Genomic DNA, 19386 nt, shown 5'->3' with positions numbered 1-19386 from the left:
ATGCCAATGCCGTCCATGGAAGCCATTGCTGCCCCCGCATCCGCCGCGGCACCGCCAGTGACCGCGGCCTCCACAGGGGCCCCACGCGCCCGGCGCCCGGTGGCGTATGTCGATTCGCTGACCCCGCACCTGTTTGTGCCCACGGCCCAGCGCCCGGTGCGCGCCAAGGTGCGCCAGTTGCGGGCCGACACGCGGGTGATGCCGCACAGCCACCCGTGGGCACAGGTGGCCATCTCCACCACCGGGGTGATCCAGCTCACGGTGGACCGGGGCACCTACATCGTGCCGCCATCGCGCGCGCTGTGGATACCGCCGGGCATGGAGCATGCCGTGACGATGGTGGAAGACGCCGAAATGCGCACGCTGTACTTTCACCAACCGCGCGGGCGCTGCGGCCCAGCGGCCTTGGGCGAGCGCACTGCGCCACACGGGCAGGCTGCGTGGCGCCAGTGCCGGGTGCTGGAAGCCTCAGACCTGCTGCGCGCCGTGGTGCGTGAGATGCCCACCACCCCTGACGATGGGCCCGCGCCCGATGCCGCCACGCTGCTGCGCGAGCGCCACATGAGCGCCCTGCTGTGCGACGAACTGGCCCGCGCAGCCCCGGTGCGGCTGGGCGTGGACCTGCCGCACGACAAGCGCCTGCGCCAACTGTGTGAGGCGGTGCTGGCCGACCCCACCCGCCACACCACGCTGGAAGCCTGGGCGCAAGACACCGGCGCCAGCCTGCGCACCGTGGCGCGGCTGTTTCGCACCGAGCTGGGCAGCACCTTCACCCAGTGGCGCCAGCAGGTGATCTTGGCCAAGGCGGTGTCGCTGGCCGCGGGCCGCATGCCCATGGGCCAGATCGCGGCGGAGCTGGGCTACAGCCCCAGCGCCTTCAGCGCGATGGTGCGCAAGTCGGTGGGGCAGCCGCCGGGGCAGTTTTTAGGGCAGCGGTGATGAACGAGAACCGGTCGGACTGAGCCTGGCAGAGCCCTTGCGCAGCGCTTCGACAGGCTCAGCGTGGACTGCCCGGGGGATTCATGCAAACCCAAGGAAGCGGGTTTGTCTCCGCTTCATAGCCCCTAAACCGTTCGGGCTGAGCTTGTCGAAGCCTGGTACTGTGCTTCGACAAGCTCAGCATGAACGGTTTTGCAAGTGCCGAGGGGCCCGGTGGGTTTGCCCCATCCGCCAGTCAACGGGCTCAGGGAGCAGGCAACGGCCCTGGCGTGGCAAACAAAAAGCCCTGGCCCAGGTGGCAGCCCAGGGCGCACAGGGCATCGGCCTGGGCCTGGGTTTCGATGCCTTCGGCCACCACGCTCAGGCCCAGCGAGCCCGCCAGCGCCACCACGGCGCGCACCACGGCGGCACTGGCGCTGCCCTGGTTGGCGAGGGGGGCTGTGAGGGGGGCGACAAAGCTGCGGTCGATCTTGAGCGTGAGCAGCGGAAAACGGTGCAGGTACCCCAACGACGAGTAGCCGGTGCCAAAGTCGTCCAGCGCCAGCGACATGCCGTGGCTGCGCAGCTCGTTGAGCAGGTCGCAGGTGCGCTCGGGGTCGTCGATGAGTGCGCCTTCGGTGATCTCCAGGCACAGGCGCGAGGGCGGCAGGCCCGCAGCTTTCAGCATGTCCAGTAGCTGCTGGCAAAAGTGCGGGTTGCGGAAGTGGCGCGGTGCCACGTTCAGGCCCAGGTAGCCGGTGAAGTCGGTCTGGGCGGCAATGGCCTGGCTGGCGGCGGCAAAAATCTGCCAGTCGATGGCTTCCATGCTGCCGCTGTCTTCGGCCACCTGCAAGAAGTCGGCCGGGGCCAGCAGGCCCTCGCTCGGGTGCTGCCAGCGCACCAGGGCTTCATAGCCCAGCACCTGCCCGTCCTTGAGCGACACGATGGGCTGGAAGTACGGCACAAACTGGTGCTGCTTGAGGGCCGACCACAGGGCGTTCTCGATGGTCAGCACGCGCAGGGCATCGCTGTGCAGGTGCGCGTCGTACAGCTCAAACCGGCGCCGACCATTGACCTTCGCGCGGTACATGGCGGTGTCGGCATTGCGCAGCAAATCGGTGGGGGTGGCCGCGGGCTGGTCGCACATCATGATGCCGATGCTGACGGACGCAAACAGCTGCTTGCCCTCCACCACCATGGGCTCGTCCAGCACCTGCAGCATGCGGCGCGCCAGGCGCATGGCGGCTTCCAGCGTTTGGGCGTCGCTCAACAGCACGGCGAACTCGTCGCCCCCCACGCGGGCGATCATGTCCGAGTCGCCCAGCGTGGCCAGCAGGCGCCGCCCAATTTCTTGCAGCACCGCGTCGCCCGCATGGTGACCCATGCTTTCGTTGATGAGCTTGAAACGGTCCACGTCCACAAACATCACCGCAAAGCGGCGGTGCCCGTGGCGCTGCAGGCGTGCCTGCAGCCATGTGAGGCGCTCCAGCAGATAGCTGCGGTTCGGCAGGCCGGTGAGCGCGTCGTGCAGCCCCTGGTGCTGCAGCTGGGCCTCGACCCGCTCGCGCACAGCAATCTGCTCTTGCAGCTCGCCCGTGCGCTCGGCCACACGCTGCGCCAGCTCGGCATTGGCCCGCTGCAGCGATTCGGTGGTGCGCCGGCGCACCAGGCTGCTGGCGATCTGGTGCGAGACAAAGCTCAGCAGCAGCCGGTCGCGGTCGGAATACGCCACGTCGGCCAGGTAGCTTTGCACGGCAATCACGCCCAGCGCCCGCCCATCGCACACCAGCGGCACGCCCAGCCAGGAGTTGGCACGCGGCCCGGCCGTCTGGAAGATGCCCTGGGCGATGAGTTCATCGGCCTCGGCCCGGCTCACCAGCAGCGGCTTGCGGGTGCGCAGCACGTATTCGGTCAGCCCCCGGCCCATGTGCCGGGTGATGCCTTTGCCGCCCTGCTCGTCCACGTAGTAGGGAAAGTGCAGCTGCTGCCCGTCCTCAGACACCAGGGCGATGTAGCAGTTGCGGGCGTTGATGAGGTCGCCCACGGTGTCATGCACGGCGCGGTAGAAATCGTCCATGCTGCCCATGTCGTTGGCGCGCTCGGCAATGCGGTAGAGGGCGGCCTGCAGCCGCTCGCCGCGCTGGCGGCGGGCCACCTCGGCCAGCAGGGCCTGGTTGGCCTGGGCCAGCTCGGCGGTGCCCGCCTGCACGGCCTGCTCCAGGGCCTGCTGGCTTTGCTTGCGCTGCACGGCGGTGAGCACGTGGCTGGCCACGAACTCCAGCAGCGCCTGCTCCTCGGGGCCGTAGCGGTCGGGCTCGTCGTAGCTTTGCACCACCAGGGCGCCGCGCACGTGGCTGCCCTCGCGCAGGGGCACGCCCAGCCAGTCCTGCGCATTGGCGCCGCGCGCCCGCAAGGGGCCGGGCACCTGCTGTGCCAGGGCCTGCATGGAGCCGCGCCGGGGCAGGCCGTCGCGCACCAGGTACCAGGTCAGGGCCTGGGCGTAGTCGGCCATGGCGATGCGCTGGCCGCTTTGGTGCAGGTCGGGGGTGGCTTCGTCCACCATGTAGATAAAGTCCAGGCTGTCGCTGGCCTCGTCGTACAACGCCATGAACAGGTTGCGCGCGTACATGAGCGAGCCCACGATGGCATGCAACTGCTGCAGCATGTGGGGCATTTCCAGGTCGGAGCTGGACAGCTCGGAGATGGCAAACAGGGCGCGCTGCAGGCGCTCGGCCTGTTCGGCCCGGTGTACTGCGGCACGCAGACGCTCCAGTTCGCTGGAGGTCTCCTCAGAGTCTGGAAGCGGGAAGCGCGTGTCGTTCATGGCGGGCGGTATCCGCACATTGTTGCCCAAGCCGAGGGGGCGGATTGGCAAACGGGCCCCTGGCTGCCCCGCAACACGGCACAACGTTGCGCTGGCGCACCAGTTTTACCCGCATGGCCAGGGCTTGCAGCCCATCGCCGCAAGCCTTGCGTCAGAGTTGTAAGAAACTGTTTTTATTACGAACGGGATGCGCTCCTGGGCTCCGCCTCTGCTTTTCGCCTGGGCCGGGCAGCGCAACCGGCGGGCAATGTGTCACACCTGGGGCTGGCATTCTGTGGCTGGGCTGCCCGGCCTGCGGCGGCCGTCCAGCGCCTCGGCCAGCCGGTACAGGGCGCGCACCCGCCCCGGGGCAGAGGCCCCGTGCTGCGCTGGCGCGGGCACCGCCTGCAGCAGCCCGGCCAACTGCAGTTGGGCGAAGGTGCGGTACACCGTGCTCAGACTCACCCGGGTGCCGCGCTCCAGCAGGCGCAGGTAGGCATCGTCCGCCCCGATGCCGGGCGCTGGCGCGGCCTGCACCACCTGCAGGATGGCGATGCGCGCCACGGTGGGCCGCTGCCCGGCCCGGCGCAGGAGTTGCAAGACGCTGTGCGACACCTGCATCACTCCGATGCCAGGGCGACCACCGGGTCCAGCGCGGCAGCGCGGCGGGCGGGCATGTAGCCAAACACCAGGCCCGTGGCCACGGCGCAGGCAAACGCCCCCGCCATGGCCGTGACCGAGAAGATGGCGGGCACACCCGCCACCATGAGGGCCGCCCCCACCAGAAGCCCCATGGCCACGCCCGAGCCCCCACCCACCAGCGTGACGAGCACCGCCTCGGTCAGGAACTGGCGCAGGATGTCGCCCTGGCGCGCGCCCGTGGCCATGCGGATGCCGATTTCGCGCGTGCGTTCGCGCACAGTCATCAGCATCACGTTCATCACGCCAATGCCGCCCACCACCAGCGAGACGGCAGCAATGAGCCCCAGCATCAGCGTCATGGCATTGCGCGTCTGCGCCTCGGCCTGCAGCTTGGCGGCGGGGTTGCCAATGGCGAAGTCCTCGCGCCCGTGGCGCTGCAGCAGCAAGGCGCGCATGGCCTGCTCGGCCGCCTGCACCTGGGCCACCGATGCGGCGGCCACCACGGTGTAGTCGGGCTGGGTCTGGGCGCGGTACACGCGGGCGCGGCCCGACTGGAAGGGGATGAACACCATGTCGTCATAGTCCTGCGCTCCCGAATCGGCTCCGCGCTCGGCCATCACGCCAATCACCTCAAACGGCGCATTGCCGATGAGCAGATGGCGGCCCAGAGGACTGGGCGTGTCGGGGAAGAACTGCCCACTGGCCTTGTGCCCCAGCACCACCAGCGGGGCCATGTCGCGGTCTTCCGCGGCGGTGTAATAGCGGCCTTGGGCCACCTGCCAGTGGTGCACGCGGGGCATGTCTTCGCTGGCGGCAAACACATACAGCTGGCGCTCCACGTTGGCATAGCGCACGGGCGTGGGGTCGCCAATGACGGGCATGACGGTGCCGATGTCAGGCAGCTGCGCCAGCGCCTCCAGGTCTTGCGCGGTGATCTCGCCCTGCGGCCCGCCCTCGCGCGGGTGGGTGGTGCCCAGGTACATGATGGTGGTGCCCATAGCGCCCATCTGCTCCACCACGCGCTGCCTGGCGCCCTCGCCCACCGCCATCATCACAATGACCGAAGCCACCCCAATGACGATGCCCAGCAGCGTGAGCGCCGTGCGCGTGCGGTGGATGCGCATGCCGCGCCAGGCGCCTCGGGTGGCCTCGGCCAGCTCGGCCCACAGCGCGCCTGCCCCGGCGGATTCACTATTATTTTGATAGCTTATAGCGCTTATTCCTTGGGCGCTAGAGGCCAATTTGGCTTCAAACCCCAGCACTGGGCCCGCCGCACCACTGTCGGCCACGATCTGCCCGTCGCGGATCTCGATGACGCGGCGCGCCTGGGCCGCCACCTCGCGGTCGTGGGTGATGAGCACGATGGTGTGGCCTGCGTCGGCCAGCTCGTGCAGCAGCGCCATCACCTCGGCGCCGCTGTGGGTGTCCAACGCGCCCGTGGGTTCGTCGGCCAGGATGATGCGCCCGCCGTTCATCAGCGCCCGCGCAATCGACACGCGCTGCTGCTGCCCGCCTGACAGCTGCGTGGGTCGCAGGTGCTGCTTGCCTGCCAGGCCCAGGCGGGCAAGCAGCGCGGCGGCGCGTTCGGCCCGCTCGCTGCGCGGCAGGCCGGCGTACACGGCGGGCACCTCCACGTTTTCGCGGGCCGATTCAGAGCGGATGAGGTGGTAGCCCTGGAAGACAAAGCCAAACGCCTCGCGCCGCAGCCAGGCCAGTGCGTCGGGGCCGAAGCCCGCCACGTCTTGCCCCTGGAAGAGGTACTGCCCGCTGCTGGGCCGGTCCAGGCAGCCCAGCAGGTTCATGAGCGTGGACTTGCCCGAGCCCGACGCCCCCACAATGGCCACGAACTCGCCCGCGTGGATGCGCAGCGACACGCCGCGCAGCACCTCCACCTCGGGCTGCTCGCCCCCGCCGTAGCGGCGGCGCACGCTGCGCAGCTCGATCAGCGGGGCAGCGCTGTGGGTGGCATCCACGGGCCCACTCACAGCTTGAACCTTTGCTGCCCGCTGCGCGCCGGGCGCTCGCCCGTCACCAGCCGCTCGCCTTCTTGCAGGCCGCTGCGCACCTCGGCCAGGTGGCGGTTCTTCACGGCCACCCGCACGGGGCGGGTTTCTGTCTGTCCATCCGCGCGCAGCACGCGCGCGCTGTGCGTGGGGCCGTCCTTGGGGTCGTCATCAGCAGCAGGCTTTGCCCCCGCAGGCAGGGGCTGCAGCGCGGCCAGCGGCACGGCCAGCACGCCCTGCGCCTGGGCGGTGATGAAGCTGGTCTGCGCCGTCATCTGCGGCATCAGCTCGCCGTCGGCGTTGTCCACATCAAACAGCACGGTGTACGACACCGCCTTGCTCGCCGCCGCCTGTGCCCCTGCTCCGCCAGCGGCCTTGGCCTCGGGCGTGGGGGGGGCGGGCAGCAACTGGCGCACGCGGCTGTGCCAGCGCCGGGCCGTGGCGTCGGCCTGGCCGCCCAGGGTGGTGAAGTACACCGGCATGCCCACCTTCAGGCGGCGGATGTCGGCCTCCGACACCTCGGTCCACACCGTCATGGTGCTCAGGTCGGCAATGCGCAGGATGTTGGGCGTCTGGTAGGTGGCGTTCAGCGTCTGGCCCTCGCGTGCCTCCAGCGCCACCACGGTGCCCGCCATGGGCGCGTAGATGCGGGTGTAGCCCAGCCGCGCCTCGTCGGCCTTCAGGCTGGCCTGGGTCTGCTCGATCTGCGCCTTGAGGTGGTCGATGCGCGCAGCGGCCGATGCCAGCGTGGCCTCTGCGGCCTGCAGGTCGTTGAGCGTGGTGGCCCCCAGCGGCTGCAGCGCCTGCTGGCGGGCGTGCTGGCGCTGGGCCAGCAGGTGCTGGGCCTGCTGCTCGGCCAGCTGGGCACGCAGCCCGGCCAGCGCAGCGCGGCCACCATCCACCGTGGCCTGCTGCACGCTGGGGTCAATCTCCACCAGCAACTGGCCCTTCTTCACCTCCGCCCCCGGCTGCACCAGCAGGCGCAGCACCTGGCCCGACACCTGTGCGCCCACGTCCACGTAGCGCTGCGGCTGCAGCGTGCCAATGGCGGCCACGCTGGCTTCAATGTCGGCACGCGCCACGGGGGTGGTGTCGTACAGCACATCGGGCTGCTGCACCCACCATGCCGCAGCGCTGCCCAGCAGGGCTGCGGCGGTCAGCCCCAGCACGGTGCGGCGCACCCAGGGCCGGGTCTTGCTCTGTTCACCCATCAGCGCACCACCTCAAAGCTGAGCGTGGCGGTGTGGCGCACCTCCTCGTACTTGGTGCCATCCACCATGGCCGATCCGTTGATGCGGGCCGAGACCTCCAGCACGTACAGGCCCGCAAACGGGGTCTCCAGCTGCACGGTGCCATCGGCTGCGGGGGTGAGCGTGCGGCTCCAGCCTGCGCTGGTGTCCACATTCACACGCGTGGCGGGCACGGTCTGGCCCTTCCACACCAGCTTGAAGGTGTTGCCGCCCGGGGTGGTGGGCACCAGTTCCAAATCGCTCTGGGCCTTGGTGTCCTGGCGGCCCAGCTTGGCCTGGTAGTAGGTGAGCACACCCTTGGGATCGACGTGGCGCGCTTGCAGGCGCAGGTCAGGCAGCGCCGCACCCACGCGGCCCTGAGGGCGTGGCACGTGGATTGAGGCGGCTTGCACCGACGCCTGCTGAGGCTGCGCATCGCCTTGCACAGCGCGCACGGCTTGCAGCGGCGGCAGGCTGGCGGCGGGCTGCGCCACGGTGCCTGCCAGGGCTTGCGCGCCATCGGCATGGGGTTGCAGCCACAGGGCATCGGCCTGGGCGGCCAAGGGTGTCAGGCACACCCAGCCTGTCAGGCACCAAGCCGCTCGCGCGGCCACGGCGCGGGTGATCCAGTGGGTCATGGCAGTCAAGCTCCTGCGCGCCATCAGAACCGCACGTCCACGCCCAGGCGCAGGTTGCGCGGAGCGCCGTAGTACGAGTTGCCGGTGGTGGCGTAGTAGCTCTTGTCGAACGCGTTGTAGAGGTTGGCGCTGAGCGTGACGCTGGAGGTGACGGCGTAGCGCACCATCAGGTCCACCACGGCGTAGGCGGGCTGGGTGTTGCGCACCTTGAGCGGGCCCTGGTTCTCCGCATAAATTGCGCTTTGCCAGCGCAGACCACCGCCCACCGTCAGGCCCTTGCCCACGCCTGCAATGCGGTAGCTGGTGAACAGCTTGGCGGTGGTTTGCGGCACGTTGGTCAACAGCCGGTTGCGCAGCCGGTCGTGCGTGATGTTGCGGGCCACGCTGGCGGCCAGTTGCCAGCCGGGGCGCAGCGCGCCCGAGGCCTCCACCTCCACCCCGCGCGTGCTGGTGCCGGACACCGCCTCGTAGGCCTGCGAGCCATCGGGCGCAAATGCGTTGGGAATGGCCACGGCCAGGTTGTCTTGCCGCGCCTTGTACACCGAGGCCCCCAGATTCAGCTTGTCGCCCCAGAACGCGCCCTTGGCCCCCAGCTCAAAGCTGTCGCCCGTTTGCGGGTCCAGGTAGGCACCGCTCACGGTGCGGTTGCTTTGCGGCTTGAAGATGCTGGTGTAGTTGGCATAGGCCGACCAGTGCGCGCCCAGGTCCACCACCAGCCCCAGGTAGGGCGTGACCTCGCCCGACTCGGACCGGTCGGTGACGTCGATGCTGCCCGTGCTGTAGGTCAGGTCGGTCTTGTAGCGGCTCCAGTCCGTCACGCGCGCCCCGGCCAGCACGGCCACGCCGTCCATGGGCTTGAGGCGGGTGGTGGCAAAGGCGCTGTTCATGCGCTCGTCCGATTGGTAGTGGCCCACGCTGGGGTTGTTGGGCGCAGCGGGGCTGTTGCCGTCCCATGTGTAGATGTTGGGCACGGCGCTGCTCCAGTTGTCGTGCCACCAGTTGGTGTACGTGGGGTCGCTGAAGGTGGTGCGGCTCATCTGCGCGCCCAGGGCCAGGTCGTGCGTGCGGCCCAGCAGCGTGTAGGTGCCGGTGGCCTGCACGTCCAGGCTGTCTTGGGTGGGCTTGGCCGTCCAGCGGCCCGCCCAGATGGTGACGCCAGTGCCGGTGGCCCGGTCGGGGTTGCCGCCGCTGGCGTAGCCCACCAATTCGTCGTAGTGGCTTTGCGTGCGGCTGGCCGTTGCGCGCAGTTGCCAGTCACCCGCCAGGCGGTGCTCCAGCGTGGCAAACACGCTGTTGTTGTGCCGCTCGGAATATGCCCAGCTGGGCGCGGCCGAGGCCGAGCGGCTCCACTGCGCGCGCGTGCCATCGGCGTAGTAGGCGGGCAGCCCCCCGCGCGCGTGGACCGTGGCATCGTGGTTTTGCAACGATGCGCCCGCACGCAGCAGCGTGCCGGGTGCCAGGTCGGCCTCCAGCACGCCGTACAGCAACTGCTTGCGCTCGTTCAAGCGGTCGATGTACGAGTCGTTGTCTTGCGCCGCAGCCACCAGCCGCCCGCGCAGCGTGCCCGCCTCGTTCAGCGGGCCGCCCACATCAGCCTCCAGGCGGCGCAGGTTCCACGAGCCCGCCTCGGCCTTCACCTGGGCCTGAAAGTCTTGCGTGGGCCGCTTGCGGATCAGGTTGATAGCGGCCCCCGGTGTGCCCAGCCCGTTCATCAGGCCCGAGGCACCGCGCACCACTTCCACCCGGTCAAACATGGCCATGTCGTTGGTCTGGAAGATGGAGCTGTAGTTGGAGTCAAGCTGGCGCACGCCATCGACCATGTAGGTGTCCACCTCAAAGCCGCGCGAGTAGATGGGCGATGAGTCCGACCCCGCATTGCCCGCCTGGCTCACCACCAGCCCGGCGGTCTGCGCGGCCACATCGGCCAGTTGCGTCAAGCCCTGGTCTTCCATGCGCTGGCGCGTGATGACGCTGACGGACTGCGGCGTCTCGCGCAGGCTCAAGCCCAGCGGCGTGGCCGTGCCCGATTGGGCGGTGGTGTACGAGCCGGTGTGCTCCGTCAGCGGCCCCCGCTCGGCCTGCGCCTGCACGCGCACCTCAGCCAGCGCAATGCCAGCGCTGGCTGCGCCTGCTGCCCCGGCGGCCGGGTCGCGCTGCACCGTGGCCAGGCTGCCCTCGATCACCGCCACCAGCCCGGTGCCTGCCAGTAGCCTGTCCAGCGCCTGCCGCGCCGTGAACGTGCCCTGCACCGCAGGCGCCTGGCGGCCCTGCACCAACGCAGGCTGCACCACCAATTCCAGCCGCGCCTGGCGGGCCAGGTCGTTCAAGGCATGGGCCAGAGGCTGCGCCGCAATCTGCACCGGCAGCGCCGCCGTGGTGGCGGCGTTGGACGCGGGTGCTGGATTAGGCGCAGGGGTCTGGGCCTGCGCAGCCAAAGCATTCAGGGCCAACCAGGCCGCCAGGGCCAGGGGTGCAGGGCGGGGGCAAAGGCTGCGCATGGACGGAAATTCCCTCGGGTGTGAGTGCATGGTGAACATTGAGAACAAGAAGTGTTCTCATGTAGACGCGGCACTTTGCGAGCCCCCTAGGTCGGTGGGGAAAAATTTTTTCAGGCGGGGATTTCTGCGCAGTTGCCCCCTGCTTCTGAGGGCCTGTTTGACATCACTCGGGATGGCTCAGCTGGCTCAAGGCACCTGGGGCAAGGCCAAAGCTCGGAGCAAGGAACGGGTTGTGGTGACAGATGAAAGCGGACGTTCAACGATCGAGGTCAGTCGATGGCCCGTGGGGGCCGGTCCTCTGGACCGGATTGATGCGCAGCCGACGCGAAAAATAGACTGACCCGCCAAGAACCAATAAAGCGAGGAGGCCGTTGCCGACAACAGAACCTATAGAGCGATTGGAAAAGGATGGTTGAAAGAGGGCCACCTGAACCGTGCTGGAAAGCGACCTGGCCCCGGGAAACTGCCACGTTTTGGGGCTGTCGCCATGGCCTGCGATGAACGCCAGCATGAGTGCGGAAACAAGGATGGCACCAGCACTGGTAGCCATTGCCACGCGGGCGGCGGCATAAGACTTGCGAAGGCAAGCAACCAAGAAAACCAGTAGAAGCAAACCTGAGGGGCTAATCACGGCCTGAAGTAGCTTGATGCCGGGCTGATAGGTATTGGACAAAGAGGCTGTTGCAGCCTGGAAATACAGAGCCAAGGCGTACAGCATGAGAACAGGCGCGGCTTGGACGGCAACCAAGCCAACGGCTGAGCGGCACAGGAAATTAAGCGGCATAACGTCCGCGCTCAGTGGGCGGCGTAGCAATCCGCTGCAACAAAAAGTTGCGCAACGACGCTGTCAACTCGAAAACGACTGGCAAATTACTCACGAGGAAGCTCGCGAATCTCGACCGTACCACCGGCTTCAAACAGAGGATTGCCGGTCAAGAACTGCTTCGCATCCTCGGCGCTTTCGGCACGGACGCGAATGAAACCAGTCAGTTCACTGGACGAAATCGTGACAGTTCCCGACTTGCTCACGCGAATACCAGAGCCAATAGAACTGCCACCATCGAAGCGACCGCTCTGGCGCAAGGCGTTGATGTAGCGCCCCCAAAGTTCCTGGTTTTCGGCCATATCCGCGTCAGCGGGATCGTTCAACATGAAGAGGATGTAGTCATTCATAACGAGGGGTGTTCATCGTAAAAGAGGCTCGCACTCCGACTACCGGGCTGCTCCCGAGCGATGGACTGGCCTCTCGCTGCGCAACGTAAGGTTTCCCGAAAAACCTGCGGCATAAATTGGGTGGTACGGAATATTCTGGACACGGACTACTCCTGAAAGGAGCTTGCAGCCTAAGTTTGCAGGAGATGGTCTGTTCAAAAATCTAGGTATAAAAATTCCGCGAAACCCGACACGCTTCAACTCAACAAACTATGTGGGCGGAGAGCGGGATTGCCATCAGCACGTTTGGGACTGTGGGCCAATGGGCAGCAATTCCATGGCAGCCTCCGGGTGGTGGCTCTCAAAGCGGCTCCGGGCACGAAGCGGATCGTCCACAGTTTCTGAGACATTCACCGCCCCACGCCCGCCACCTCTGCCGCGTCAATGCACGTGGCCTCCTTACCGCCCTCGCCCTCACCACAAGCCACCGCCCGCACAGGCAGCACACGCGGTAGTGCACGCACAAAGTTATCGAGGTGGCGCGGGTCGAAGGTACCCGTCAGGCGCAGCGCGCCCAGCTGCGGGTCTTGCAGGGTGATGCCTGTGGGGCCGTAGCGGCCCAGCTCGGCCAGGGCCTGGGCCAGGGGGGTGTCGTCAAAGCTCACGCGGTGGGCGCGCCAGGGGGCGATGCCTGAGGGCGGCACGGCCGCCACGGGCCCCAGGGTGCCTGCGGCGTCCGTCACCACCTGCTGCCCGGCCGTCAGCAGCACCGGGGCTGCACCGGGGGCGGCCACCTGCACCCGGCCCTCTTCCACCGCCACGCGCACGCCGTCGTAGCCCGCCATGCCGGGGGTGTAGCGCACCGCAAACCGGGTACCCACCACGGAGATGCGCACCGGCCCGGCCAGCACATCAAAGGGGCGTGCCGCATCGCCCTGCACCTGGAACATGGCCTGCCCCTGCGCCAGGCGCACCTCGCGGCGCTGGGCGTACAGCGCCACGTTCAGTTGAGTGCTGGTGTCCAGCCGCAGCAGGCTGCCGTCGGGCAGTTGCACCTGGGTTTGCTGCCCCTGGGGCGCGGCAAAGGCCTGGGCAAACTGCGGCGGGCTTTGCCAGGGCGACCAGCCCACCACTTCCATCACGCCAAACACGGTGCCCAACACCAGCGCTGCTGCGACGGCACCTTGCGCCCAGCGAGTGGATGCCGCGCCCAGCCATTGGGGGAAGGCTTGCGCGCCCGTGCGCAAACCGCCCAAGAGGCGTTGATGAGCTTGGTGACGTGGCGGGCTGACATGGCGGCTGGCCTCGGCCGCCAGGTCGTGCGCCAGTTGGTCGCGCAGGTGCTGCACGGCCGGGGCGCCCAACTGGTCCAGCGCCTGCCAGTCGGCCTGCCAGGCGGCGTAGGCCTGCTGGTGGGCGGGGCTTTGGGCTTGCCAGTGGTCTAGCGCATGCTGCTCTTGCGCGCTCAGCCCGTGCTGGCTGCGCACCCACCAGCGCAGTGCCTGCTCCGGCAGGGGCAGGTGGGTGTCGTCTTCAGAGAGGTCCATGGGGGTCGGGCTCAGGCTGAGTGATCGGGTTGGGGCGCGCAGGGAGCGTTGGTGGCTTGGGGGCCTTCTTGGGTGAAGACGCACCGGGGGCGGCCGCCCCCAAGGTGCGCCCCTGCTCCAGCGCCTCGCGGCACTGGCGGCAGGCCAGCATGGCGCGCTGGATGTGCTGTTCCACCATCTTGCGCGAGATGCCCATGTGCGCGGCCACCTCGGCCTGTGGCAGGCCGTCGAACTTGTGCAGGATGAAGGCCTCGCGGCAACGCAGCGGCAGCGCATCAATGGTGGCCAGCAGCGCCGCCATGCCCTGGGCCGAGGCGGCCTGGGCCTCGGGGCCCAGCGCAGCGGGCGCGGGCAGCTCGGCCACATCGGGCACGGGCCCGTCACCCTGCGCGCCATAGGCCACATCGCCTGCTGCGTGCGGCGCGCGCACGGCCTGGCGGCGGTGCTGGTCGATGAGCAGGTTGCGCGCCGTGCGGTACAGCAGGGCCCGGGGCTGCTCCACCACCTGGCCTGATTGCTCCAGCGCCAGCACGCGGGTGTACGCCTCGTGCACCAGGTCCGAAGCCCGGTCGCGGCTGCGCACCGCGCGCGCAAAGTAGTTCAGCAGTTCTTGGTAGTAGTGGGAAAGCACGGGCACACAGCCTGTCGGTGGGGCCCTGGCGCGCACGGGTGCGCCTGATGGGCATGGACGGCTGGGGGCGTGGCGTGGGCTGGCCCGTGGCTGGGAAGGAGCGGGATTGTAAAACCTGCCGGGTGCTGCAGGGCCGGTGGCCCGCGCCGCCAGCCCTGCCGTCGGGCATGAAGGCGAGGCCAAGCGGGAAGGCCCCATTTCAAGCAAAATACCCCTCCAGCGCTTGCAATACAAGCGCAAGCAGCTATATTTTTAATAGCAAACTGTTTGCTACGCAAGGATGGACCCATGACTGCATGCACCCTGCACAGCTACGAGCCCCGCAAGGGCCATGGCCTGCCGCACGACCCGTTCAACGCCATCGTGGGGCCGCGCCCGATTGGCTGGATTTCGACCCGCAGTGCACAGGGCGCGCTGAACCTGGCGCCCTACAGCTTTTTCAACGCCTTCAACTACGTACCGCCCATCGTGGGCTTTGCCAGCATTGGCGCCAAGGACACGCTGCGCAACGTGCAGGAGACGGGCGAGTTTGTGTGGAACCTGGCCACGCGCGACCTGGCCGAGGCCATGAACCAGACCTGCGCCGCCGTGGCGCCGGAGATGAGCGAATTTGCGCTGGCTGGCCTCACCCCCCTGCCCAGCACCCAGGTGCAGCCGCCCCGCGTGGCCGAAAGCCCGGTGACTATGGAGTGCCGCTGCACCCAGGTCCTGCAGCTGCAGGGCGCCGATGGCGTGCAGGTGCCCACCTGGCTGGTGCTGGGCGAGGTGGTGGCGGTGCACATCGACACCGCGCTGCTCAAGGATGGCGTGTACGACACCGCCAGCGCGGGCCACATCCTGCGCGCAGGGGGCCCGGCCGACTACTTCACGGTGGGGCCCGAGCAGTTGTTCAAGATGCACCGGCCGCGCTGAGACCCGTTGGCACAACCCCGCATGCGGCCGTGCAGGGCGAAAAGGCGTGTTTGCGCAACATTCGCGCAACATTCTTCATCTTGATGTATGTCAATCGGGCCGCCTCAGATCCAGCCGTAGCATGAAGACTCACCAAGGAGTAAAAAATCATGCAACTGCTCACACGCGACGATTTCCGGATCCACGCATCCAAATTCAACCTCACGCGCGCAGAAAATCTGCTGCGCATCATCTGCGGCGCCTTCATGTTTCCGCATGCACTGAGCAAGTTCGCATCGTTTGGCGTGTTGTCCGCAGGCACGCTCGGCTTCTTTGGCAAGGCCGGATTCCATCCACCAGAACTGTGGGTCTGGATGGCGGTACTCACCGAAGCCGGTTGCGGCATTGCGCTGGTGCTGGGCCTGTGCACCCGCTATGCGGCACTGGGCGCTGCCAGTGCGCTGGCGATTGCGGTGTATGCACTGCACACGGTCAAGGGCTTTGGCTGGCTGTGGAACACGGGTGGTTATGAATACCCCATCTTCTGGGGCGCGGCCTGCCTTTGCGTGGCACTGTGGGAGTTCCGCCGCGTGTATAGCGATGGCAGCGCGGTCGCCGCGCGTTAACGGGCGGCCGTGCCTCGGTTCTGGGCCAGCTCCATAGCGAACCGGCCCTCGCCCACCGACCAGTCCGAGTAGTCGTTTTCGTGCATGAAGATCAGCACGTCTGAAGGGCTCACCCCGCGCCGGTATGCAGGTTGCGGGCAATCAGTTCGTAAAGCGCCCGTTTCATGGCGTCGCTGCGCCCCCGGCGCAGCGTGATCTCCACGACCACCACGTCCGCAGATCGGTTCACCCCATTGAAAGTGCGGCTGCAAGCAAAGTCCTCAGGCTGGTAGCTGGCCACCATGTTGAACAGCTCATCCACGGGCATGCCAATGCTCTGCACCAGCGCATCGTGAATGCCTTGGACGACGGCCTGGCGGGTTGTTGCTGGCATGTGGTGGGGGACGTTGGTACGGATGAACGGCATGAAAGATCCTTTTATGTTCTCTAAACGCACATAAGTTGCCTGAGATGGCGGCACGGCAAGTGCGACCAGAGCTCAAACAAAGAAGGCAATTTTGTGCAGACACCCGTGCTTAGAAAAGCGATGATTGCGCACGATCTATGTGCGCCAAACTCAAATAAATGAACCACCGACTGCCCCCACTGGGGACGCTGCGCGCGTTTGAGGCCGCCGCTCGGCTCGGCCGCATGACGGCTGCCGCGCAAGAACTCTGTGTCACGCCTGGTGCCGTCAGTCGCCAGGTCCGGTTGCTCGAAGACCACCTGGGCATTGCACTGTTTGACGGCACCAAGGTGCGCCCCACGCTGACCCCAGCTGCGCAGGCACTGCAGCCCGTGATCAGTAACGCTTTTCGGCAAATGGCGGAGGCCTTGCATGAAGTCAGCGCCCCCAGCCGGGGCCCTTTGGACGTGGCGTGTTTCAGCACCTTCACCGTGAAATGGCTGCTGCCGCGCCTGTTTGACTTTCAGGCACGCCACCCGGACATTGAGATCCGGCTGCGCACCAGTGAAGCGCCCCCAGGCCACAGCCCCCAGCGCAGCGACTTGACCATCACGGCAGAGGCCATGCCCGCAGCAGGCAGCCCCACCCCGCCCACGCCGGAGCACTTTTTTGCAGAGCACCTGGGGCCGGTGATGAGCCCCCAGCTGGCCCTCCGCTCAGGCGGGCCGCTGCACACCACTGCCGACCTGCTTGCCCCGGCATGGCGCAGCATGCTGCTGCGCACCCGCACCCGCAGCAATGCGTGGGCGATGTGGTGGACGGCGGTACACACCGGTCAGCCACTGGCGCCCCCCGCCCCCGATCACGACGGCCCGGAGTTTGAGCACTATTACTTCACGCTGGAGGCCGCCGTGCGTGGCTTGGGCATTGCGGTGGCGCCATGGCATCTGGTGATGGACGACGTGCAGGCGGGAAGGCTGGTGGCCCCCTTGGGGTTCGCTGCCTCGGGCTACCACTATGTGCTGCGGCGCGGCGCCCTCCAGCCCATACCCCGTTTGGACACCTTTTGCGCCTGGCTGCGTGAGCAGGCCCAAGCCAATCTAACACCGCCGTCCTCTGCCACCGCACCGGCCCAGGCGGCACTGCTTCCATCGGCCACTGGGCCTTGAGGCCGGCGCGGGGCAATCCCCAGGCATCACTCGATGCGAATCCCCCGCTCCTTCACCAGGCGCGACCATTTCTGGCTTTCGGCCTCGATGAAGGCGGCAAAGTCGGCGGGCGTGCCGCCACCGATTTCGTTGCTTTGCGCAAGGATGCGCTCCCTGACTTCGGCATGGTCTGCGGCCTTGGCAAAGGCGGCACTCAGTTTGTCGATGATGGGCTTGGGCGTGCCCTTGGGGGCCACGTAGCCCATCCAGTTGGACACCTGCACCTGGGGGTGGCCCAGCTCGCTGAAGGTGGGCACATCGGGCAGGCTGCTCAAGCGCTTGGGCGAGGTGACGGCCAAGGGCCGCACTTTGCCCGCCTGGATGGACGGCAACGCCGCCCCGGTCTGCTCAAACATCAGGTCCACCTGCCCCGCCAGCAGTGCGGTGGAAGCCGGGCCGCCGCCCTTGTAGGGCACGCCCAGCAGTTCGACGGCTGCAGCTTGCTCAAACAGCTCGGCCGACAGGTGGTGCGCGCCCCCGGGGCCTGCGTTGGCAATGCTGAGCACGCCGGGCTTTTGTTGGGCCGCCGTCACCACGTCTTTCACGGTCTTGAAGGGCCGGTCAGTGGGCGTCACCAACACCAGTGGGCTTTTCTCCAGCAGGTAAATGGGCACCAGGGCCTTGGGGTCGAAGTTGACCTTGGGGTAGATCGACGGGTTGACCGCCAGCGGGCCGAAGCTGCCCATGCCAATGGTGTAGCCATCGGCCGGGGCCTTGGCCAGCAGTTCCATGCCAATGTTGCCGCTGGCGCCGGGCTTGTTGTCGATGATGACGGGCTGGCCCAGCAGCTTGCCCAGCTGCAATGCCACCAGGCGGGTCTTCACATCGGTGTTGCCGCCTGCGGCAAACGGCACCACGATGGTGATGGGCTTGGAGGGGTAGTCGGTTGCCTGGGCCTGCACTGCCAGTGGGGCACACAGGGCGGCCACGAGCGCTGCAGCGCTGGCCAGAAGATGGCGACGTTGGTTCATGTTTGTCTCTCGTTGTGGTGTGTTGGTGAGTGCTGAGCCAAGGCCCGATCAGTTGTCGGGCGTGATGCCTGCGGTTTCGACGATCTTGGCAAATCGGGCCGATTCGGCGCGCACAAAGTCGCGGAAGGCTGCGGGCTCCATGGGCGATGGCTCAGCGCCTTGCTCGCGCAGGCGGGCCTGCAGCGTCGGGTCTTTGAGGGCAGCGTTCACCGCGTCATACAACTTGCGCACCACAGGCTCGGGGGTGGCGGCGGGGGCAAACAGGCCAAACCAGTTCTCCAGCGTGTAGCTGGCCAGCGCGGGGGTTTCGGCCAGCGCTGGCAGGTCAGGCGCAAACGGCATGCGCTTGGCCGATGTGATGCCCAGCGCCTTCACGCGCCCGGCTTTCATGAAGGCCTGGGCGCCCGCCAGGCTCACAAAGGTCAGGTCCACATTGCCAGCGGCCACGTCCACCAACTGGTTGGATGCGCCCCGGTAGGGCACGTGGTTCATATTCACGCCCGCCAGCAGGCCCAGCAGCTCGCCGTTGAGGTGCTGCGGGTTGCCCACGCCGCTGCTGGCGTAGCTGAGCTTGCCGGGGTTCTTCTTGGCGTAGGCCACCAGCTCTTCCACGTTCTTCACAGGCAGGCCGGGCTGGGCCACCAGTACGTTGGGCACGCGCACCACCAGCGAGATGGGGGTCAGGTCGCGCTCGGGCTTGTAGGCCATGCGTTCTTTGTAGACATGGGGGTTGATGGCCGTCTCACCCGCCGTGCCCAGTAGCAGCGTGTGCCCGTCGGGCGCGGCCTTGACCACGGCTTGCGCGCCCAGCATGGCGCTGGCACCGGGCTTGTTGTCCACCACCACGGGCTGGCCCAGGCTGGCGCGCAGCTTGTCGGCCAGCATGCGGGCCACCGCATCGACCCCGCCCCCGGCCGAGAAGGGCACCACGATGGTGATGGCTTTGCTGGGGTAGGCCGCTGCGCCGGTTTGGGCCAGCGCTGGGCTGCCGTGCACGGCCAGTGCAGCCAGCAATGCCAGGCCCAGCAAGGTACGACGGGATGAGCGGGGGGCGTAGGCGCTTGCGGCGCCCGTGGCAAAGGTGGGGGAATGCAGTGAGGTGATGGTCATTTGTCTCGTCCATAGGCCGCCAGGGCCTGGGTGTGTGGAGGAACACCAGCACCGCGCACGGCACCGGCCCGCATCGATCTGTCGCCCCAAGAGCGGGGCTTGCGATGTCGACTTGCATTGCATTTTATAAACAA

General features: G+C 67.6%; 16 protein-coding genes and 1 pseudogene. 4 read left to right on the top strand and 13 right to left on the bottom strand.

Features of this window, described 5'->3' with window-relative positions:
- The first annotated feature begins 6 nt into the window (after window positions 1–6).
- Entirely contained in the window at window positions 7–939 is a 933-nt protein-coding gene (locus CLU86_RS18300; protein ID WP_369803840.1) for a helix-turn-helix domain-containing protein, read from the top strand.
- Window positions 940–1183: 244 nt separating this feature from the next.
- On the opposite strand, the gene CLU86_RS18295 is transcribed toward CLU86_RS18300, so the two are convergent.
- The 10 genes from CLU86_RS18295 to CLU86_RS23145 all read right to left on the bottom strand — a co-directional run bounded on the left by CLU86_RS18295 (window position 1184) and on the right by CLU86_RS23145 (window position 14067).
- Window positions 1184–3742 (bottom strand): EAL domain-containing protein, encoded by a 2559-nt coding sequence (locus CLU86_RS18295; RefSeq protein WP_099742628.1) that lies wholly within the window; start codon window positions 3740–3742, stop codon window positions 1184–1186.
- Window positions 3743–3994: 252 nt separating this feature from the next.
- Window positions 3995–4336: a Fur family transcriptional regulator gene (locus CLU86_RS18290; protein WP_158236350.1), complete on the bottom strand. Its 342-nt coding sequence runs from the start codon at window positions 4334–4336 to the stop codon at window positions 3995–3997.
- 5 nt (window positions 4337–4341) lie between these two features.
- Window positions 4342–6336, bottom strand: coding sequence for a MacB family efflux pump subunit (locus CLU86_RS18285; RefSeq protein ID WP_099742626.1), 1995 nt, complete (start codon window positions 6334–6336; stop codon window positions 4342–4344).
- A gap of 8 nt (window positions 6337–6344) precedes the next feature.
- Entirely contained in the window at window positions 6345–7577 is a 1233-nt protein-coding gene (locus tag CLU86_RS18280; RefSeq protein WP_099742625.1) for an efflux RND transporter periplasmic adaptor subunit, read from the bottom strand.
- On the bottom strand, window positions 7577–8233 hold the full coding sequence (locus tag CLU86_RS18275) for a hypothetical protein (RefSeq protein WP_199175147.1): 657 nt from the start codon (window positions 8231–8233) through the stop codon (window positions 7577–7579). Before CLU86_RS18275 ends, CLU86_RS18280 begins: the two co-directional genes overlap by 1 nt.
- Before the next feature lie 23 nt (window positions 8234–8256).
- Window positions 8257–10731, bottom strand: coding sequence for a TonB-dependent receptor (locus tag CLU86_RS18270; protein WP_099742624.1), 2475 nt, complete (start codon window positions 10729–10731; stop codon window positions 8257–8259).
- Between the two features lie 256 nt (window positions 10732–10987).
- On the bottom strand, window positions 10988–11515 hold the full coding sequence (locus tag CLU86_RS18265; RefSeq protein ID WP_143226736.1) for a hypothetical protein: 528 nt from the start codon (window positions 11513–11515) through the stop codon (window positions 10988–10990).
- Window positions 11516–11601: 86 nt separating this feature from the next.
- Window positions 11602–11904 (bottom strand): YciI family protein, encoded by a 303-nt coding sequence (locus tag CLU86_RS18260; RefSeq protein ID WP_099657346.1) that lies wholly within the window; start codon window positions 11902–11904, stop codon window positions 11602–11604.
- A gap of 389 nt (window positions 11905–12293) precedes the next feature.
- Window positions 12294–13430, bottom strand: coding sequence for a FecR domain-containing protein (locus tag CLU86_RS18255; RefSeq protein WP_099742622.1), 1137 nt, complete (start codon window positions 13428–13430; stop codon window positions 12294–12296).
- Window positions 13417–14067, bottom strand: coding sequence for an RNA polymerase sigma factor (locus tag CLU86_RS23145; RefSeq protein WP_369803839.1), 651 nt, complete (start codon window positions 14065–14067; stop codon window positions 13417–13419). The genes CLU86_RS18255 and CLU86_RS23145 overlap by 14 nt, the downstream gene beginning before the upstream one ends.
- Before the next feature lie 282 nt (window positions 14068–14349).
- On the opposite strand from CLU86_RS23145, the gene CLU86_RS18245 reads away from it, so the two are divergent.
- Together CLU86_RS18245 and CLU86_RS18240 are read left to right on the top strand one after the other, a co-directional pair.
- Complete coding sequence (locus CLU86_RS18245) at window positions 14350–14973, top strand: flavin reductase family protein (RefSeq protein ID WP_099742620.1); 624 nt, start codon at window positions 14350–14352, stop codon at window positions 14971–14973.
- Window positions 14974–15122: 149 nt separating this feature from the next.
- Complete coding sequence (locus CLU86_RS18240; RefSeq protein ID WP_099742619.1) at window positions 15123–15578, top strand: DoxX family protein; 456 nt, start codon at window positions 15123–15125, stop codon at window positions 15576–15578.
- Here the strand turns inward: CLU86_RS18240 and CLU86_RS18235 are convergent.
- A pseudogene (locus CLU86_RS18235) lies at window positions 15575–15984 on the bottom strand (tautomerase family protein). The gene CLU86_RS18240 and the pseudogene CLU86_RS18235 overlap by 4 nt on opposite strands.
- Window positions 15985–16142: 158 nt before the next feature.
- Between CLU86_RS18235 and CLU86_RS18230 the strand changes: the two are divergent.
- Window positions 16143–17132 (top strand): LysR substrate-binding domain-containing protein, encoded by a 990-nt coding sequence (locus tag CLU86_RS18230; protein ID WP_099742618.1) that lies wholly within the window; start codon window positions 16143–16145, stop codon window positions 17130–17132.
- Between the two features lie 26 nt (window positions 17133–17158).
- Here CLU86_RS18230 and CLU86_RS18225 read toward each other — a convergent pair whose 3' ends face one another.
- A complete protein-coding gene (locus CLU86_RS18225; RefSeq protein WP_099742617.1) occupies window positions 17159–18142 on the bottom strand; it encodes a tripartite tricarboxylate transporter substrate binding protein in 984 nt (327 codons plus the stop codon).
- A gap of 48 nt (window positions 18143–18190) precedes the next feature.
- Window positions 18191–19252 carry a tripartite tricarboxylate transporter substrate binding protein gene (locus CLU86_RS18220; RefSeq protein WP_099742616.1) on the bottom strand — a complete coding sequence of 354 codons (1062 nt, stop codon included), beginning with the start codon at window positions 19250–19252 and terminating at the stop codon, window positions 18191–18193.
- Window positions 19253–19386 lie beyond the last annotated feature (134 nt).

It is taken from the genome of Acidovorax sp. 62 (assembly GCF_002754495.1).
GTDB lineage: Bacteria > Pseudomonadota > Gammaproteobacteria > Burkholderiales > Burkholderiaceae_C > Acidovorax.
This window is presented reverse-complemented; position numbering and strand designations above follow the sequence as displayed.

Excerpts from the sequence above, each read along its gene's own strand:
- CLU86_RS18300 (WP_369803840.1), top strand. The coding sequence starts at position 7 with ATGCCGTCCATGGAAGCCATTGCTGCCCCCGCATCCGCCGCGGCACCG.
- CLU86_RS18295 (WP_099742628.1), bottom strand. The coding sequence starts at position 3,742 with ATGAACGACACGCGCTTCCCGCTTCCAGACTCTGAGGAGACCTCCAGC.
- CLU86_RS18280 (WP_099742625.1), bottom strand. The coding sequence starts at position 7,577 with ATGGGTGAACAGAGCAAGACCCGGCCCTGGGTGCGCCGCACCGTGCTG.
- CLU86_RS18275 (WP_199175147.1), bottom strand. The coding sequence starts at position 8,233 with ATGACCCACTGGATCACCCGCGCCGTGGCCGCGCGAGCGGCTTGGTGC.
- CLU86_RS18270 (WP_099742624.1), bottom strand. The coding sequence starts at position 10,731 with ATGCGCAGCCTTTGCCCCCGCCCTGCACCCCTGGCCCTGGCGGCCTGG.
- CLU86_RS18265 (WP_143226736.1), bottom strand. The coding sequence starts at position 11,515 with ATGCCGCTTAATTTCCTGTGCCGCTCAGCCGTTGGCTTGGTTGCCGTC.
- CLU86_RS18260 (WP_099657346.1), bottom strand. The coding sequence starts at position 11,904 with ATGAATGACTACATCCTCTTCATGTTGAACGATCCCGCTGACGCGGAT.
- CLU86_RS18255 (WP_099742622.1), bottom strand. The coding sequence starts at position 13,430 with ATGGACCTCTCTGAAGACGACACCCACCTGCCCCTGCCGGAGCAGGCA.
- CLU86_RS18245 (WP_099742620.1), top strand. The coding sequence starts at position 14,350 with ATGACTGCATGCACCCTGCACAGCTACGAGCCCCGCAAGGGCCATGGC.
- CLU86_RS18240 (WP_099742619.1), top strand. The coding sequence starts at position 15,123 with ATGCAACTGCTCACACGCGACGATTTCCGGATCCACGCATCCAAATTC.
- CLU86_RS18230 (WP_099742618.1), top strand. The coding sequence starts at position 16,143 with ATGAACCACCGACTGCCCCCACTGGGGACGCTGCGCGCGTTTGAGGCC.
- CLU86_RS18225 (WP_099742617.1), bottom strand. The coding sequence starts at position 18,142 with ATGAACCAACGTCGCCATCTTCTGGCCAGCGCTGCAGCGCTCGTGGCC.
- CLU86_RS18220 (WP_099742616.1), bottom strand. The coding sequence starts at position 19,252 with ATGACCATCACCTCACTGCATTCCCCCACCTTTGCCACGGGCGCCGCA.